The organism is Polymorphospora sp. NPDC050346 (assembly GCF_040655695.1).
In the GTDB taxonomy this organism is placed as follows: domain Bacteria; phylum Actinomycetota; class Actinomycetes; order Mycobacteriales; family Micromonosporaceae; genus Polymorphospora; species Polymorphospora lycopeni.
Window position 1 is genome coordinate 20388 of the sequence record NZ_JBFAKM010000053.1, and the last position, 16384, is coordinate 36771.

A 16384-nucleotide genomic window follows, 5' to 3' on the forward strand; every position below is an offset into this window, starting at 1 on the left:
CCCTGATCACGGGGATCCTGGGGTCAGGGGACGGAGCGGATCTTCAGGACCAGGGCGCTGCCCAGCAGGGTCACCGCGGCGGTCACCGCGTAGAGGGTGGGGTAGCCACCGAGGTAGACGACCATCGGGGCGGACAGGGCGGGGCCGAGGACCTGGGGGGCGGAGTTGGCGATGTTGATGACCCCCAGGTCGCGGGCCCGGTCGGTCGCCCTCGGCAGCACCTGGGTGATCAGCGCGGCGTCGATCGCCAGGTAGACGCCGTACCCGGCGCCGAGCAGCACGGCGGCGACCATCGCCGCCGGCCAGACCGGCCACACGGCGAGCAGCAGCGCCGCCACCGCCATGGTCACCCCGGACCAGACGACGAACACCTTGCGCCGGCCGGACCGGTCGGACAGCCGCCCGCCGACCACGGCCGTGGCCATCAGCCCGGCCGTGTAGAGCAGGATCAGCACCAGCAGGCCGAACTCCGGGTCGGCGTAGCGGACCCGGTCGGTGAGGAAGTAGAGCAGGTAGAGGGTGCCGAGCGCGTTGCCGAGCTGCACCAGGAAGCGGGTGCCGAAGGCCCAGGCGAAGTCCGGGTGACGGCGCGGGCTGACCCACATCCCGGCGACCAGTTGGCGCCAGCGCAGCACCGCCCGGTGCGTGCGCGGCAGGACGTCGTCGGCGGTGAACAGGGTGAACGGCAGCGCCAGCACGACCATGGCGACGGCGATCGCGACGTAGCCGGCGGTGTGGCCGGTGAACAGGGTCGTCACCAGCACCACGCCGACGACCAGGCCGAGTGCCTGCGGAATGCCGACCCACCCGGAGACACCGCCGCGCTGGGCGACCGGCACCCGGTCCGGTACGGCCGCGGTGAGCGTGGCCAGCATCGCGTTGAGACAGACCTGCGCGGTGACCCAGGCCACCGTCACGCCGAGGATGGTGTGCTGCCCGGCCAGCAGCACCAGCGACGCCGCGCCGAGCAGCGCGCCGACCGCGGTCCAGACGTGCCGCCGGCCGAACTCGCGACCGCCGACCCGCAGGCAGGTGCGGTCGGACAGGGCACCGGCGAGCGGGTTCGCGACGATCGCGGCGAGCGCGCCGATCCCGGTCACCCAGGCCAGCATGGTCTCCTTGCGGGCCGGGTCGATCGCCTCGACCTGCTGCGGCAGCAGCACCTGGATCGGGGTGAAGAAGGCCATCCACAGGCCCAGGTTGGCGCTGAAGAGCAGGGCCACCCAGCTTCGGCGTACGGGGGTCGTGGGGTCGGCGAGAGCGGCGGGCAGCGTCGCGGGCGTGGGTTCGAGCGTGGTCACCGGCGGGCCTGGCGGATCGCGTCGCGATACCAGGCGTACGAGGTCTTCGGGGTGCGGACCTGGGTGTCGAAGTCGACGTGGACCAGGCCGAAGCGCTGGCTGAAGCCCTCGGCCCACTCGAAGTTGTCGAGCAGCGACCAGACGAAGTAGCCGCGCACGTCGGCGCCCTCGTCGATCGCGGCCCGTACCGCGCGCAGGTGGCCGTCGAGGTAGGCGATCCGGTCCGGGTCGGCGCAGTCGCCGTCCGGTCCGACCACGTCCGGGTAGGAGCAGCCGCTCTCGGTGACGTACAGCGGCGGCAGCGCGTCGCCGTACCGCCGGGTCAGCGTGACCAGGATGTCGCGCAGGCCCTCGGGGACGACCGGCCAGCCGAACCCGGTGGTCGGGTAGCCGTCGAGCTGGACCATCTCGAACGGCAGCGGGTGGCCCTCGTCGGGAGCCCGGATGCCGGTCGGGTTGTAGTAGTTGACGCCGATCCCGTCGATCGGCGTGGCGATCACGTCGAGGTCGCCGTCGTGGACGACGGACAGGTCGAAGTCGATCTCGGTCGGATAGCCGAGCCCGAGGACCGGGTCGGTGAACAGCCGGTTGTGCAGCGCGTCGTACGCGGCGACGGCAGCCCGGTCGGCGGCGGTGTCGCCGCAGGCGTGCACGGGGGAGTAGTTGTTGGTGAGCGCCACCGGGCTGCCGGAGTGGGCGCGGACCGCGGCGACCGCCAGGCCGTGCCCGAGCAACTGGTGGTGGGTGGTCGGGAAGGCGTCGAAGAGCATCATCCGGCCGGGGGCGTGGACCCCCATGGCGTAGCCGTAGGTCATGTGCACGACCGGCTCGTTCAGCGTGACCCACAACTTGATCCGGTCGCCGAGCGCGGCGGCGACCAGGGCGCTGTAGTCGGCGAACCGGTAGGCGGTGTCGCGGTCCATCCAGCCGCCGTTGTCTTCCAGCGCCTGCGGCAGGTCCCAGTGGAAGAGGGTGGCGACCGGGTCGATGCCGGCGGCCAGCACGCTGTCGACGAGCCGGTCGTAGAACGCCAGCCCGGTCGGGTTGGCCGGGCCGGTGCCGTCCGGCTGGACGCGCGGCCAGGCGACCGAGAACCGGTACGCGTCGGTGCCGAGGCCGGCCATCAGGGCGACGTCCTCGGGATAGCGGTGGTAGTGGTCGCAGGCCACGTCACCGGTGCTGCCGTCGGCGATCTGGCCGGGCTCGTGGGTGAAGGTGTCCCAGATGGACGGTCCGCGCCCGCCGGTGTCGGCCGCGCCCTCGACCTGGTAGGCCGAGGTGGCAACCCCGAAGGTGAAGCCGGTCGGAAAGGCCGGTAGCGGTGGCAGGGCCATTTCGGACTCCTCAAACGCGAAAGATGCTCGGACTCTATGCCTCGCCCCGTCCGGTCGGAAGCCCTGGTTTTGTCGACAACACGTCTTCGACCCGGCGTGTCGGGCCGCCGCGCCGAGGCCGTCGGTCGCGCCGGCGCCGTCCGCCCGGATCGCCGGGGGCGGCCGCGCGGTGCTGCGGAAATGGCCGAGGGCCCGCCGGCCGGTCCCCGGTGGAGCGGGACCGCGGCCGACAGGCCCTCGATCGGTGTTCCGAAACCCCTACGAGTCGCCGCCGGTCTCGCCGACCGGGGCGGCGTTGACGTCGTCGATCGCGTACTTCTTGGCGGCCTCGGCCGGAACCGACACCGGCACCTCACCGCGCCGGGCGAGCTGGGCCAGCGTCGCCACGGCCACCGACTCGGCGTCGACGTGGAAGTGCCGGCGCAGCGCGTGCCGGGTGTCGGAGAGCCCGAACCCGTCGGTGCCCAGCGACGTGTAGTCGCCCGGCACCCAGCGCGCGATCAGGTCGGGCACCGCCCGCATCCAGTCGCTGACCGCCACGACCGAGCCGGCCGCGTCGGCGAGCTTGCTGGCGATGTACGGCACCTTCGGCTCGGCGCCGAGGTTGAGCAGGTTGTGCTCCTCGCACTCGACCGCGTCGCGGCGCAGTTCGGTCCACGAGGTCACCGACCAGACGTCGGCGGCCACCCCCCAGTCCTGGGCCAGCAACTGCTGCGCCTTCAGCGCCCACTGCATGCCCGTACCGGAGGCGAGGATGTTGGCCCGCGGCGCGGAGCCGTCGCCGCCCGACACCGACGGTGCCGCGGCGTAGCGGTAGATGCCGCGCAGCAGCCCCTCGACGTCGACGTTCTCCGGCTCCGCCGGCTGCACGATCGGCTCGTTGTAGACGGTGAGGTAGTAGAAGATGTTCTCCTGCTCCTCGCCGTACATCCGGTGCAGGCCGTTCTCCACGATGTGCGCGATCTCGAACGCGAACGCCGGGTCGTACGCCACCACGGCCGGGTTGGTCGCCGCGAGCAGGTGCGAGTGGCCGTCCTCGTGCTGCAGGCCCTCACCGTTGAGCGTGGTGCGCCCGGCGGTCGCGCCGAGCACGAAGCCGCGCGCCATCTGGTCGGCCGCCGCCCAGAACGCGTCGCCGGTGCGCTGGAACCCGAACATCGAGTAGAAGATGTAGAGCGGGATCATCGGCTCGCCGTGCGTGGCGTACGAGGTGCCGGCGGCGGTGAACGAGGCGACCGAGCCGGCCTCGTTGATCCCCTCGTGCAGGATCTGGCCGGCGGTGGACTCCTTGTACGACAGGAACAGCTCGCGGTCGACCGACGTGTACTTCTGCCCGTGCGGCGAGTAGATCTTGCGGGTCGGGAAGAGCGAGTCCATGCCGAACGTGCGGGCCTCGTCCGGGATGATCGGCACCCAGCGGGCCCCGAACTCCTTGTCCTTCATCACGTCCTTGAGCAGCCGGACGAAGGCCATCGTGGTGGCGATCTTCTGCTTGCCCGAGCCGCGCTTGACGTCGCCGAACTGCTTCGACTCCGGGATGGCCAGCGGGACCGTCTTGGTCCGCCGGCTCGGCACGAACCCACCGAGCTGGTTGCGCCGCTCCTGCAGGTACTGCATCTCGTCGGACTTTTCACCGGGGTGGAAGTACGGCGGCAGGTAGGGGTTCTCCTCCAACTGCTTGTCGGAGATGTCGAGGAAGAGCCGGTCGCGGAACGTCTTCAGGTCGTCCAGCGTCAGCTTCTTCATCTGGTGCGTGGCGTTGCGGCCCTCGAAGTGCTGGCCGAGCGTCCAGCCCTTGATCGTCTTGGCCAGGATGACCGTCGGCTGCCCGGTGTGCTCGCTGGCCGCCTTGTACGCCGCGTAGAGCTTGCGGTAGTCGTGCCCGCCCCGCTTGAGGTTCCAGATCTCGTCGTCGGACAGGTGCTCGACCATCCTGCGGGTGCGCGGGTCGCGGCCGAAGAAGTGCTCCCGGACGTACGCCCCGGACTCCGCCTTGTAGGTCTGGTAGTCACCGTCCGGGGTGGTGTTCATCAGGTTGACCAGCGCGCCGTCGGTGTCGGCGGCGAGCAGCGGGTCCCACTCACGGCCCCAGACGACCTTGATCACGTTCCAGCCGGCGCCCCGGAAGAACGCCTCCAGCTCCTGCATGACCTTGCCGTTGCCGCGTACCGGCCCGTCGAGGCGCTGCAGGTTGCAGTTGATCACGAAGGTGAGGTTGTCCAGCTCCTCGCGGGCGGCCAGACCGATCGCGCCCAGCGACTCCGGCTCGTCCATCTCACCGTCGCCGAGGAACGCCCATACGTTCTGGTCGGACGTGTCCTTGATGCCACGGTTGTGCAGGTAGCGGTTGAACCGGGCCTGGTAGACGGCGTTGATGCCGCCCAGCCCCATCGACACCGTCGGGAACTCCCAGAAGTCCGGCATCAGCCGCGGGTGCGGGTACGACGGCAGCCCGCCACCCAGACCGGCGTGCGACAGTTCCTGCCGGAACCCGTCGAGCCGGTCCTGCGACAGCCGGCCCTCGAGGAAGGCGCGGGCGTACATGCCGGGGGAGGCGTGGCCCTGGAAGAAGATGTGGTCGCCGCCGCCGGGGTGGTTCTTGCCGCGGAAGAAGTGGTTCATGCCCACCTCGTAGAGCGACGCGGCGCTGGCGTAGGTGGAGATGTGTCCACCGACCCCGATCTCGGGCCGCTGCGCGCGGTGCACCACCATCGCGGCGTTCCACCGGATGTAGGCCCGGATCCGCCGCTCGACCGCCTCGTCACCGGGGAACCACGGTTCCCGCTCGGGGGTGATCGTGTTGATGTAGTCGGTGGTGGTCAGCGGCGGTACGCCGACCTGACGCTCGCGCGCCCGCTCCAGCAGGCGCAGCATGACGTAGCGGGCGCGTTTGGCGCCGCGATCGTCGATCACCCCGTCGAGTGACTCGACCCATTCGCTGGTCTCTTCAGGGTCGATGTCCGGAAGCTGGCTCGGTAGGCCGTCGCTGATCACCGGGCGCTTGCGTTCCGTGGCCACAGGCGTTCCCTCGGTTGTGTGTGTGGGATAGGTCTCTAGCGCCATCCTGCCTTCTCATGCCCGGTCCCGTCACGTCTAGGAGCGTCAGACGCGACGCTCGACACAGGTACCGGCCGGTAACTTCCTGGCAACAGCTTTGTCAGCTATCGGACGCGTTGGATGTCGAGGAATGGGCTTACCCGGCGGATCGGGGGTCTCCAGGCCCGGATCGTGCCGGTGCGGGGGGCGCGTGTGGGGTGTGCTGGTGCGGGTCGTGCCCGTGCGGGTCGTGTCCGTGTGGGCGTGTCCGTGTGGGCGTGCCCGTGTGGGCGTGCCCGTGTGGGCGTGCCCGTGCCGGTCGCGGCCGGCGCGCGGGTCAGCCGGCCGGGCGTGCGGGTCAGCCGGCCAGGAAGGAGAAGCGCACCTCGCGCGAGGGGTTGTCGCCGTTCGGGTCGACCAGGCAGATCGACTGCCAGGTGCCGAGCATCAGCCGGCCGCCGAGCACCGGCACCGTCGCGTACGGCGCCACGAACGCCGGCATCACGTGGTCGCGACCGTGCCCGGGCGACCCGTGCCGGTGCCGCCAGCGGTTGTCGGCCGGCAGCACCGCGTCCAGCGCCGTGATCAGGTCGTCGTCGGACCCCGACCCGGTCTCGATGAGCGCCACTCCGGCCGTCGCGTGCGGGACGAACACGTGCAGCAGCCCGTCACCGGCGCCGTCGACGAACCGCTCGGCCTGGGCGGTGATGTCCGAGACGGTGGGCCGGGTGCCGGTCCGGACCGTGATGACCTCGCTTCGCATACCGGTCAGTCTGCACCCGATCCCGGACCGCCGCGTCCCGCCCGCCCACGGCGGCGGCATGACCAGGCCGGTGCGCAGCAGCCCTGTGATGATCGTCTGCTGCTGGGACAGCCGACACGCCGCCCGACGAACGCCTGAACCACAGACGATCATCGACCTCCGCCTGCGCCCCGCCGACGGCCGGCGCGAAGCGCAGCCACGCCCACGCGCCACACCCCAAGATCGCGCGCTCGCGGGCGGCCGGTGTCGCAACTGTTGGTTAGCCTCGCCCCGTGACCACTCCTGCGCCAGCCCCCGAGCTCGACGCGCCGATCGTGGCCGTCACCGTCTATCCCGACCGTGCCCGTGTGACCCGTCGCGGCACCGTCACCCTGCCCGCCGGCGAGCACCGGGTCCGGGTCGGCCCGCTGCCGGTCGGCCTGCACCGCGACTCGGTACGGGTCGGCGGGCACGGCCCGGCCACGGTGCTCGGCGTCGACGTCGTCAAGCACCACCAGGCGCGGACCGCCGACCCGCTCGCCGCGCAGCTGGAGGAGCGCCGCCGGGTCCTCTCCGGCGAGCTGGCCGAGCTGGCCGACGCCGACGCGGTGGAGAACCACCGCTCCGAGTTCTTCACCCTGCTCGCCCAGCGGGCCGGCGGCACCTACGCCCGCGCGCTCGCCAGCGGCGACGCCGCCCCCGTCGACGTCGCCGCCTTCGCCGACACGTTCGCCGACCTGCTCGGCGCCAGCAAGTCCCGCCAGCGCGGCACCACCCGCCGCCGGGACGAGGCCCGCGACGAGGTCGCCGCCATCGACCGCCAGCTCAAGGCGCTCGCCGAGCGGCGCCACCCCGACCAGCTCTTCGCCGCGGTCACCGTCGAGGTCGGCGCGGCCGACGCCGAGGTCCAGCTCGAGCTGACGTACGTGGTCGGCAACGCCGGCTGGAAGTCGTCGTACGACGTACGGCTCGACGACGGCCCGGCCCGGCCGGGTGAGGCGCCGGCCGAACGGCTCACGCTGACCTGGTTCGGCCTGGTCACCCAGCGCACCGGCGAGGACTGGCCGGAGTGCGACCTGACCCTGTCCACCGCCCGCCCCGCCGACACCGCCACCGTGCCCGAGCTGCGGCCGTGGCTGCTCGACCGGGTCCGGCCGATGGCGGTGGGCGCCGAGCCGATGTTCGGCGCCGCGGTGGCGGGCATGCCGGCACCGGCCGCGCCCTCCGGGCCGCCGCCCGGGGCGAGGCCGCGCACCGGCGGCGCCCCGCCGCCACCGGTCCTGGAGCGGGCCGCGGCCGTCGAGCAGGGTCCGTCGGCGGCCACCTACCGGCCGACCCGTCCGGTGGCCGTACCGGCCGACGGCAGCGCCCACCGCGCGACCGTGGCCGTGCTCGACCTGGCGACGGCGCTCGACTACGTCACCGCGCCCGTGCAGTCGACCGACGCGCACCTGCGGGCCACCACGGTCAACTCCTCGGTGCACACCCTGCTGCCCGGCCCCGCCTCGGTCTTCCACGGTGGCGACTTCGTCGGCAGCACCCTGTTCGAGACGTGGGCGCCGGGCGAGGAGGTCGAGCTGGCACTCGGCCGCGACGACCGGGTACGCGTCGAGCGGGAGCGGATCCGGCGCAGCGCGAGTAAGGCGACGCTCGGCTCGACCCGGCGACGCGAGGTCGAATACCGCATCTCGGTCGCCAACCACACCCCGCGCCCGGCCCGGGTGACCGTCCTCGACCAGTTGCCGGTGTCACTCGACGAGGCGATCGTCGTACGTGACATCCGTCTCGAACCGCCGCCGGCCGAACGTACCGACATGGGTGAACTGACCTGGCGGCTGGGGATCCCACCGGGCGAATCCCGCGAGGTCTTCCTGGGTATCCGGGTCGAGACGAAGTCGGTGGAGCTGTCCGGCTGGCGTGAATAGCGACATTCGCCGAGTGGCCGGCCGGCCACCGCTTCGGTAATGCTGTCCGACGTGACCACCCCGCAAGATCTCGATGAGCGGTTCCGGGAAGCGGTCGCCGGCCTGCCCGGCACCGCGGCCCGGCGCCCGTCCGGCGGGCCGGTCCGCGACGGCAGCACCCTCACCGGCGACCAGGCCCTGGAACTCTTCGACGCCCAGCTCACCAGCCGCCACCTCGACCTCGCGGCCCGCTGGCTGCGCAGCTTCGGCGAGGGCTACTACACGGTCGGCTCGTCCGGGCACGAGGGCAACGCCGCCGTCGCCGCCGCGCTGCGCCCCACCGACCCGGCCCTGCTGCACTACCGGTCGGGCGGCTTCTACTGCGCCCGCGCCGCCCAGGCCGGCGCGGCGGCGACCGGCGCCCCGGACCCACCCGGCGGCGTGGCGGGCGACGACGATCCCGACGACGGCATCGACGAACCACTCGCCGCGGCCGCCCGCGACGTGCTGCGCGGCGTCGTCGCCTCCGCCGACGAGCCGATCGCCGGCGGCCGGCACAAGGTCTTCGGCAACGCCGACCTGCATGTCATCCCGACCACCTCGACGATCGGCTCGCACCTGCCCCGCGCGGTCGGCATCGGCTTCGCCATCGAGCGGCTGCGCAAGCTGCACACCGGGACGGGCCCGTTCGCGCGCCCCGGTCCCGGGCCCCGCCCGGCCGGCGCCGACCGGACCACCGGGTCGGACTGGCCCGCCGACGCGGTCGTCGTCTGTTCCTTCGGTGACGCGTCGGTCAACCACGCCAGCGCCACCGCCGCCTTCAACACCGCCGGCTGGTGCGACCACGGCGGCCTGCGGATCCCGGTGCTGTTCGTCTGCGAGGACAACGGCCTCGGCATCAGCGTCCGTTCGCCGCACGGCTGGGTCGCCGCCGCCCTGGGCAGCCGGCCCGGAATCCGCTACTTCGCCGCCGACGGCTGCGACCTCGCGCAGACGTACGACGTGGCCCGGGAGGCCGCCGACTGGGTGCGCCGGCACCGCCGGCCGGCCGTACTGCACCTGTCGACGGTGCGGCTGATGGGCCACGCCGGCGCCGACGCCGAGGCCGCCTACCGGCAGCCCGCCGAGATCGACCGTGACGTCGCCCGCGACCCGCTGGTGGGCACCGCCCGACTGCTCGCCGAGGCCGGCCTGCTCACCCCCGACGAGCTGGTCGCCCGCTACGACGAGGTCGGCTGGCAGGTCCGCCGGATCGCCGAGGAGGTGCTCACCGAACCGAAGCTCGACAGCGCCGCCGACGTCGTCGCGCCGCTCGCGCCCCGGCGCCCCGTACGGGTCTCCCGGGCCGTCGCCGACGCCGCCGTACGGGCCGCCGGACCCGGCGCCGCCGCCCGCGCCACCACGTTCGGTGACCGCCTGCCGGAGGAGGGCGGCCCGCTCACCCTGGCCCAGACCGTCAACGCCACCCTCGCCGACGCCCTGCTCGACCACCCCCGCACCGTCGTGTTCGGCCAGGACATCGCGGCCAAGGGCGGCGTGCACGGCGTCACCAAGGGACTGCGTGACCGGTTCGGCCCCACCCGCGTCTTCGACACCCTGCTCGACGAGACGTCGCTGCTCGGCCTCGGGCTGGGGGCCGGGCTGGCCGGGATCCTGCCGGTCCCCGAGATCCAGTACCTCGCCTACCTGCACAACGCCGAGGACCAGTTGCGCGGCGAGGCGGCCACCATGCGGTTCTTCTCCCGGGGCGCCTACCGCAACCCGATGGTGCTGCGGGTCGCCGGACTCGCCTACCAGGAGGGCTTCGGCGGCCACTTCCACAACGACAACTCGGTCGCCGTGCTGCGCGACGTACCCGGGATCGTGCTCGCGGTGCCGGCGCGGGCCGACGACGCCGCGCCGATGCTGCGGTCCTGCCTGGCCAGCGCGGCCGTCGACGGCAGCGTCTGCGTCTTCCTGGAGCCGGTCGGGCTCTACCACACCCGCGACCTCTACACCGAGGGCGACGGCGAGTGGCTGGCCCACTACGTCGGGCCGGACGGGTGGGCGGCCGGGCACGTGCCGATCGGCCGGGCCCGGGTCTACGGCGTCGGCTCGGCCGAGGACATCACGATCATCACCTTCGGTAACGGCGTACGGATGTCGCTGCGCGCCGCCGCCCGGCTCGCCAGCGAGGGGATCGGCAGCCGGGTGGTCGACCTGCGCTGGCTGGCGCCGCTGCCGACCGCCGACATCATCCGCGAGGCGTCGGCCACCGGACGGGTCCTGATCGTCGACGAGACCCGCCGTTCCGGCGGCGTGGGCGAGGGCATCATCGCCGCCCTCGTCGACGCCGGATATGTCGGCTCCGCCCGTCGGATCGCCTCGGTCGACACGTTCATCCCATTGGGACCGGCCGCTCGTCACGTTCTGTTGACCGAAGATGCCATCACCCAGGGTGCCCACACGCTGCTGGCACGGTAAATTCCGTTGCACTCGGTGCGCCACTTGCATGTGGCGGCCCGACTGTGTGGACTTTGGCCAGCCGGCGTCGGACGATGCCGGGAAAGCTTGCCGGTGTCGTCCGACACCGACAGGACGCTAGGAGAGGGAGGCACGCGACAGTGAGCGCGACCGCTGGTCAGGCCGCCGACGGCGTACGGAGCGTGGCGGACCGGTTCGGACTCGAACCGGGAAACGTCGTCATGGAGATGGGGTACGACGATGACGTCGACCACGATCTCCGCGACGCCCTGACCGACCGCTGCGGGGAACTTGTCGACGAGGACACCGACGAGGTCGTCGACGCGGTACTGCTCTGGTACCGCGACGGGGACGGTGACCTGTTCGAGATCCTGACCGACGCACTCGGCCCGCTGGCCGACGCCGGCGTGGTGTGGCTGCTGACGCCCAAGGCCGGGCGCGGAGGGCACGTCGAGCCGAGCGACATCAGTGAGTCGGCGTCGACCGCCGGACTCCAGCAGACGTCGACGATCAACGCCGGCAAGGACTGGAGCGGGGCGCGCCTGGTCGCACCCCGCGCTGCCCGCCGCAAGTAACACCCGGTGGGCGGGCCGCGCGGGGCGGCCCGCCGTACCCGGAACAGCCGTGACCGTCCCGTCACGGCTCGTTTTCGTGCTCGGCTACCGACGCCGCATCGGTGTGCCCGGTCCATGTCGGCGGCGGTGCGGGGGCTGCCGCCGACGACGCCGGTGTGTCGGCCGTCACCCCGGCCGGGCGTGACACGCTGAAGGCCGTCGCGACGATCCCCAAGGAGCTTGAATGCCGATCGAGGTTGGCGCCGAGGCGCCCGACTTTGTCCTCAAGGACCAGAACAACCAGGAAGTACGGCTCTCCGACTTCCGTGGCAACAAGAACGTCCTGCTGGTCTTCTACCCGCTCGCCTTCACCGGCGTCTGCCAGGGCGAGCTGTGCGAGGTACGTGACAACCTCAACGCGTACGTCAACGACGACGTCCAGGTGCTGACCGTCAGCGTCGACTCCGCCTACACCCACAAGGTGTGGGCCGACCGGGAGGGCTTCAACTTCCCGCTGCTGGCGGACTTCTGGCCGCACGGGGCGGTCGCCCAGGCGTACGGCGTCTTCAACGAGGTCGCCGGCATCGCCAACCGGGGCACCTTCGTCATCGACAAGGCCGGCGTCGTGCAGTACTCGGAGATGAACATGCCCGGCGAGGCGCGCGACCAGGAAGGCTGGCGCAAGGCGCTGGCGACGGTTTCCGCCTGACCGGCCGGTATCCGCAGTGCGGTCGGCGGCGGCAGCAGGGTAAGCTGACCGCCGCCGACACGCTGCGAAGCGTCTGGGCGCGTAGCTCAGTGGGAGAGCACTCGCCTTACAAGCGAGGGGTCGCAGGTTCGAAACCTGCCGCGCCCACCCTTTGGTGAGCACAAGGACGGGCCGCCGGATGACCGGCGGCCCGCTTCGTCTCATTCGTGGTCTCGGTTCGTCTTCTGAGCAGCCGGGCTACCCGGTCGGCGATCCCGGAGATCAGATTCGGTGCGGGGTTTTGGTCGCAGGTTCACCGGTACACGTTTGAACGGCTCACCGCACCTTGCAAATTGAGGCTGGATGAGGTTCCGGTCGATCTCGTTGATCTTTATTGTCGCCGCGAATCAACCGCTGTCGTCTTTTGCTGTAGCAGGCTGAGCGGATACCTTGCAAAGCCATGTAACCAAAGGGCGGCACTTTACTTCCGCACCGGTTCAGATGCGCTGCAGGCGCTCTCCATCGGCAACACCTCCGGTGGCCGAAGAGTCTTCCACAACACGTCGGGTGCGCCAAAATCTGCTGCTCGGGCGGCCCGACTTGCCATGTCAGTGACGTTGGGCATAATCGATCCGCCCGCAAGGCATTCGACCGAGAGGAAGCGCATGAAGCGCAATGTTGTACGTGTGCTGGCGGTTATGGTCGTCCTCGCCGCCGGATCGGTGGTGGCGTCGGCGCCGGCCGCCGCCAGCGATGGCCCTGGTGACATCTGCGTGACCAATCAGGCCACCTGGCTGCGCGACCAGCCCTGGGGCGGCGTCCTGCGCACCCTGAGCCCCGGACGAGGCTTCCGCGTTCACTCGATTTACGGCGGCAGCCACATTCAGACCTGGTACTACGGCCACGGGGCCGAGGCGCCGGCGCAGGACGGCTGGATCCCGGCCGCCAACTGCAACTGGTAGCAGGAACCTCCAACCTCCGCACCGTTGTTCAGCTGCTTCACCAAGAGGCGCCCTCTCGCGAGGGTGCCTCTTCGGCGTTGGTGATACGTGGTGGGCGCGGCGGGTTTCGAACCTGGGACCCCTCGCTTGTAAGGCGAGAACTCGCCGTTCGTTCCAGGGGCGCCATGATCGTCTGCTGTTCAGGCGTTGCTGGTACGGCGTGTCGGCTGTCTGAACAGCAGACGATCAAGATGGTCAGGTGCCCTATTCGGCCTCGAGGCGGAGGGCGCGTCGCTCCTGGAGTTGGGTGGCCTTGTCCAGGCGCAGGTCGTACACCTCGTGGATGCCCTGCATCGACTTCGCCGCCTCGTGGTCGACGACGGCACGCGGGTCCTCGCCGGGCTGGACGTAGACCGGGAAGTCCGTGTAGTCGAAGGTGTCGCAGACGACGATCAGGTGGGTGGCCCGCTGGGCGACACCCTGGTCGAACCAGCGGGACAGGTCCTCGAAAGTGGTTTCCACGATCCTCGTTCCTCGCGTTGGGGCTTCGCGGTGGGTGAACGCATGTTGGCTGCTTCCGAGTATCGGATGATCGGGCAACATTCTTGCCGGTCAATCTCTTGGTGTTGTGGTAACCGCCTCGGCACTGTGGGTTATGGCAAAATGCGGGGCTCGAACTCAGGACGGGACGAAGTGTCAGGTTCGGGTGGCGTCCGCGGGGGCCAGGTGTCGGCACCACCGCTTGGCTGAGGCGCCACCGCGACATACCGGCAGGGTCAAATGCGGGGCGCCCACGCGGGACGGCACGAAATGCAAGCGCCTGGTATCCAGTCCGGGCGAACGCTGTCGGACCCACCAGGGATTCGGCACGCCACCACCGGCAGTGCCTCGCATACCCAGGCAGCGGACGGTGTCGTCGCCGGCAGCACCGCGCGGGCCCCGGGAAGCCGTGGCGGCCGGGGACCGGCTCGTCCGGGAGGCTGCGGCGCAGGCAGGTCCCGCCCTCGCATCGGATCGAGTCCGGACCATCCAGGTCAGAGCGACCCGGTATGTGTCGCCGACGACCTGGAACTCGACCCGGAAGGCGGTGGGGGCGGGCAAATGCCGGGCGCTGGCCAGGCTCGCCCGGGGAATCCTGACGGGGCAGCAGCGACTGCATCTGACCATTGGCGGCTTCGCCGGATGGGTGGTTGGTCGACTCGGCTCGCCACCGTTCGCCCGGCGACTGGCTGAGGAGATCGCCTCCCGGGTGCCGCTGCCGTTCATCGATGACAACGCCGTCATCGCGGCGCGCGGCGTCCAGATCATCGGTATCACCATGTGTGTGCTCGACGGCCGGAACCTGATCGACTGTGCCTGCTTCCAGGACGTGGTCATCGAGGAGGGCAAAGCTCGCGTCCAGGAGCTGCTGGGCGCCGCAGCGCAGGACTGGGTGGAATTGCGGCTGCTGGCGTACCAGGAACGTAGTCTCCCTTGACCAGCCTGGGCGTCGGGTGGCGCCGGGCCGGATAGCGGGCGGTGACGTGGGTACGTGCAGCGCATGGCAACGGTGCGCGAGGTGACGTACGACCTGCTCCGGCAGTTGGAGATGACCACGGTCTTCGGCAACCCCGGCTCGACCGAGGAGCCGTTCCTGCAGGAGTTCCCGCCCGACTTCTGCTACATCCTGGCGTTGCAGGAGGCGTCGGCGGTGGCGATGGCCGACGGGTACGCGCAGGTCACCCGCAGGCCCGCGCACGTCAACCTGCACACCGCGCCCGGCACCGGCAACGGCATGGGCAACCTCGCCACCGCCTGGCACAACAAGACGCCGCTGATCGTCACCGCCGGCCAGCAGACCCGCGAGATGCTGCTCATCGAGCCGCGGCTGACCGCCCTGCGCGCCCCGGAACTCGCCCAGCCGTACGTCAAGTGGAGCTACGAACCGGCCCGCGCCCAGGACATTCCGGGCGCGCTGATGCGGGCGTACGCGGCCGCCGTGCAGCCGCCGGCGGGGCCGGTGTTCCTGTCGCTGCCGTACGACGACTGGCAGCAGGAGGCGGCCGGCGGACCCGTCGTACGGCAGGTCAGCACCCGGATCGGCGCGGACCCGCGGCGGCTCGCGGACTTCGCCGACGCGCTCACCGCGAGCCGCGACCCGGTGCTGGTCGTCGGGGCGGCGGTCGACCGGGCCGACGGCTGGCCGGCCGCGGTCGCGCTCGCCGAACGTCTCCGGGCACCCGTGTGGACGGCGCCGGCACCCGAGCGGGCCGGCTTTCCCGAGGACCATCCGCAGTACCAGGGGGTGCTGCCGTACGCGATCGGGCCGCTGACCGACAAGCTGAAGGGGCACGACACGATCCTGGTGATCGGCGCCCCGGTCTTCCGTTACTACCCGTACGTCCCCGGCGACTACCTGCCGTCCGGCGCCCGGCTGCTGCACGTCACCGACGACCCGGCCGAGGCCGCCCGCGCCCCGGTCGGCGACAGCCTGCTCGGCGACGCCGGCCTCGTCTGCGCCGCCCTCGCCGACCTGCTGCCGCCGCCCGACCGGCCGATGCCGCCGGTCCGGCCGCCCGCCGACCCGCCGGAGCCGGGTACGCCGATGTCGCCCGACTGCCTCTTCGCCACGTTGGGCAGGCACTGGCCGGACGACGGGGTGCTCGTGCAGGAGACGCCGTCGAACCTGGCCGCCCTGCGCCGGCGGCTGCCGGTGACCCGGCCGATGTCGTACTTCACGATGGCCAGCGGCGGCCTCGGCTTCGGCCTGCCGGCGGCGGTCGGCATCGCGCTCGGCGAACGGCACACCGGCCGGCAGCGTCCGGTGGTCGCGGTCATCGGCGACGGCTCGTTCCAGTATTCGGTGCAGGCGCTGTGGACGGCGGCGCAGCACCGGCTGCCGGTCGTGTTCGTGGTGCCGGTCAACCGCCAGTACGCGATCCTGAAGTCGTTCGCCGAGCACAAGCACGCGCCGGGGGTGCCGGGGCTGGACCTGCCGGGGCTGGACATCCCGACGATCGCGCGCGGGTTCGGGTGCGAGGCGGCGGTCGTCGAGTCGCCCGACGCGCTCGCGGTGTCGCTGGCGGCCGCCGTACGCGCCGACGGGCCCACGGTCCTGGCGGTCCCGATCACCTCCGACGTCCCCCCGATCCTGTAGCCCGCGCCTACCCGCAGGGCGCTGATCAAGGAGAAGTCGTGGGGAAGCTGCCCGGTTGGCCGCATACATTTCCTTGATCGACGCAAGCCGCGCGGTGTGGGCGTGCGGCGGGTGCGGTCGGGCGGGGCGGGGCGGGGGTTAGTACTCCAACGTCACTTGGCTTCAGGGTTGGGCGTGGCGTGGGCATGCAGACGGCCACCGCGGCGATCATCGATGGTTTGTGAGGACAACCGAAGATCGTGCGGTGGCCGTGTGTCACAGCGTAGACCCCGGCCGGTGGCGGGT

The 16384-nt window shown here is 71.5% G+C and carries 12 protein-coding genes and 1 tRNA gene; 8 read left to right on the top strand and 5 right to left on the bottom strand.

What is annotated here, in order from left to right; translation table 11 throughout:
• Window positions 1-23: 23 nt before the first annotated feature.
• The 4 genes from AB0I42_RS33875 to AB0I42_RS33890 all read right to left on the bottom strand — a co-directional run bounded on the left by AB0I42_RS33875 (window position 24) and on the right by AB0I42_RS33890 (window position 6434).
• On the bottom strand, window positions 24-1301 hold the full coding sequence (locus AB0I42_RS33875) for an MFS transporter (protein ID WP_357543839.1): 1278 nt from the start codon (window positions 1299-1301) through the stop codon (window positions 24-26).
• A complete protein-coding gene (locus AB0I42_RS33880; protein ID WP_357543840.1) occupies window positions 1298-2635 on the bottom strand; it encodes a GH1 family beta-glucosidase in 1338 nt (445 codons plus the stop codon). Before AB0I42_RS33880 ends, AB0I42_RS33875 begins: the two co-directional genes overlap by 4 nt.
• A gap of 258 nt (window positions 2636-2893) precedes the next feature.
• The gene (gene aceE, locus AB0I42_RS33885; RefSeq protein ID WP_357543841.1) at window positions 2894-5653 is read right to left on the bottom strand and encodes a pyruvate dehydrogenase (acetyl-transferring), homodimeric type; all 2760 of its coding nucleotides are present in this window, start codon (window positions 5651-5653) and stop codon (window positions 2894-2896) included.
• Window positions 5654-6029: 376 nt separating this feature from the next.
• Window positions 6030-6434, bottom strand: coding sequence for a YjbQ family protein (locus AB0I42_RS33890; RefSeq protein ID WP_357543842.1), 405 nt, complete (start codon window positions 6432-6434; stop codon window positions 6030-6032).
• A 272-nt stretch (window positions 6435-6706) separates the two neighbouring features.
• Here AB0I42_RS33890 and AB0I42_RS33895 point away from each other — a divergent pair, with 272 nt between their 5' ends.
• The 6 genes from AB0I42_RS33895 to AB0I42_RS33920 all read left to right on the top strand — a co-directional run bounded on the left by AB0I42_RS33895 (window position 6707) and on the right by AB0I42_RS33920 (window position 12984).
• Window positions 6707-8338: a mucoidy inhibitor MuiA family protein gene (locus AB0I42_RS33895; protein WP_357543843.1), complete on the top strand. Its 1632-nt coding sequence runs from the start codon at window positions 6707-6709 to the stop codon at window positions 8336-8338.
• Window positions 8339-8377: 39 nt separating this feature from the next.
• The gene (locus AB0I42_RS33900) at window positions 8378-10780 is read left to right on the top strand and encodes a transketolase C-terminal domain-containing protein (protein ID WP_357543844.1); all 2403 of its coding nucleotides are present in this window, start codon (window positions 8378-8380) and stop codon (window positions 10778-10780) included.
• Between the two features lie 140 nt (window positions 10781-10920).
• The gene (locus AB0I42_RS33905; RefSeq protein WP_357543845.1) at window positions 10921-11355 is read left to right on the top strand and encodes a DUF3052 domain-containing protein; all 435 of its coding nucleotides are present in this window, start codon (window positions 10921-10923) and stop codon (window positions 11353-11355) included.
• Between the two features lie 223 nt (window positions 11356-11578).
• Window positions 11579-12043, top strand: coding sequence for a peroxiredoxin (locus tag AB0I42_RS33910; RefSeq protein WP_357543846.1), 465 nt, complete (start codon window positions 11579-11581; stop codon window positions 12041-12043).
• 75 nt (window positions 12044-12118) lie between these two features.
• Window positions 12119-12190: transfer RNA gene (locus tag AB0I42_RS33915), tRNA-Val, on the top strand.
• Between the two features lie 59 nt (window positions 12191-12249).
• On the top strand, window positions 12250-12984 hold the full coding sequence (locus tag AB0I42_RS33920) for a hypothetical protein (RefSeq protein ID WP_357543847.1): 735 nt from the start codon (window positions 12250-12252) through the stop codon (window positions 12982-12984).
• Between the two features lie 243 nt (window positions 12985-13227).
• On the opposite strand, the gene AB0I42_RS33925 is transcribed toward AB0I42_RS33920, so the two are convergent.
• Window positions 13228-13485 carry a hypothetical protein gene (locus AB0I42_RS33925; protein ID WP_357543848.1) on the bottom strand — a complete coding sequence of 86 codons (258 nt, stop codon included), beginning with the start codon at window positions 13483-13485 and terminating at the stop codon, window positions 13228-13230.
• Window positions 13486-14014: 529 nt separating this feature from the next.
• Here AB0I42_RS33925 and AB0I42_RS33930 point away from each other — a divergent pair.
• Together AB0I42_RS33930 and mdlC are read left to right on the top strand one after the other, a co-directional pair.
• Entirely contained in the window at window positions 14015-14440 is a 426-nt protein-coding gene (locus AB0I42_RS33930) for a hypothetical protein (RefSeq protein ID WP_357543849.1), read from the top strand.
• Window positions 14441-14503: 63 nt separating this feature from the next.
• Window positions 14504-16099: a benzoylformate decarboxylase gene (gene mdlC, locus AB0I42_RS33935; RefSeq protein ID WP_357543850.1), complete on the top strand. Its 1596-nt coding sequence runs from the start codon at window positions 14504-14506 to the stop codon at window positions 16097-16099.
• The last annotated feature ends 285 nt before the right edge of the window (window positions 16100-16384 follow it).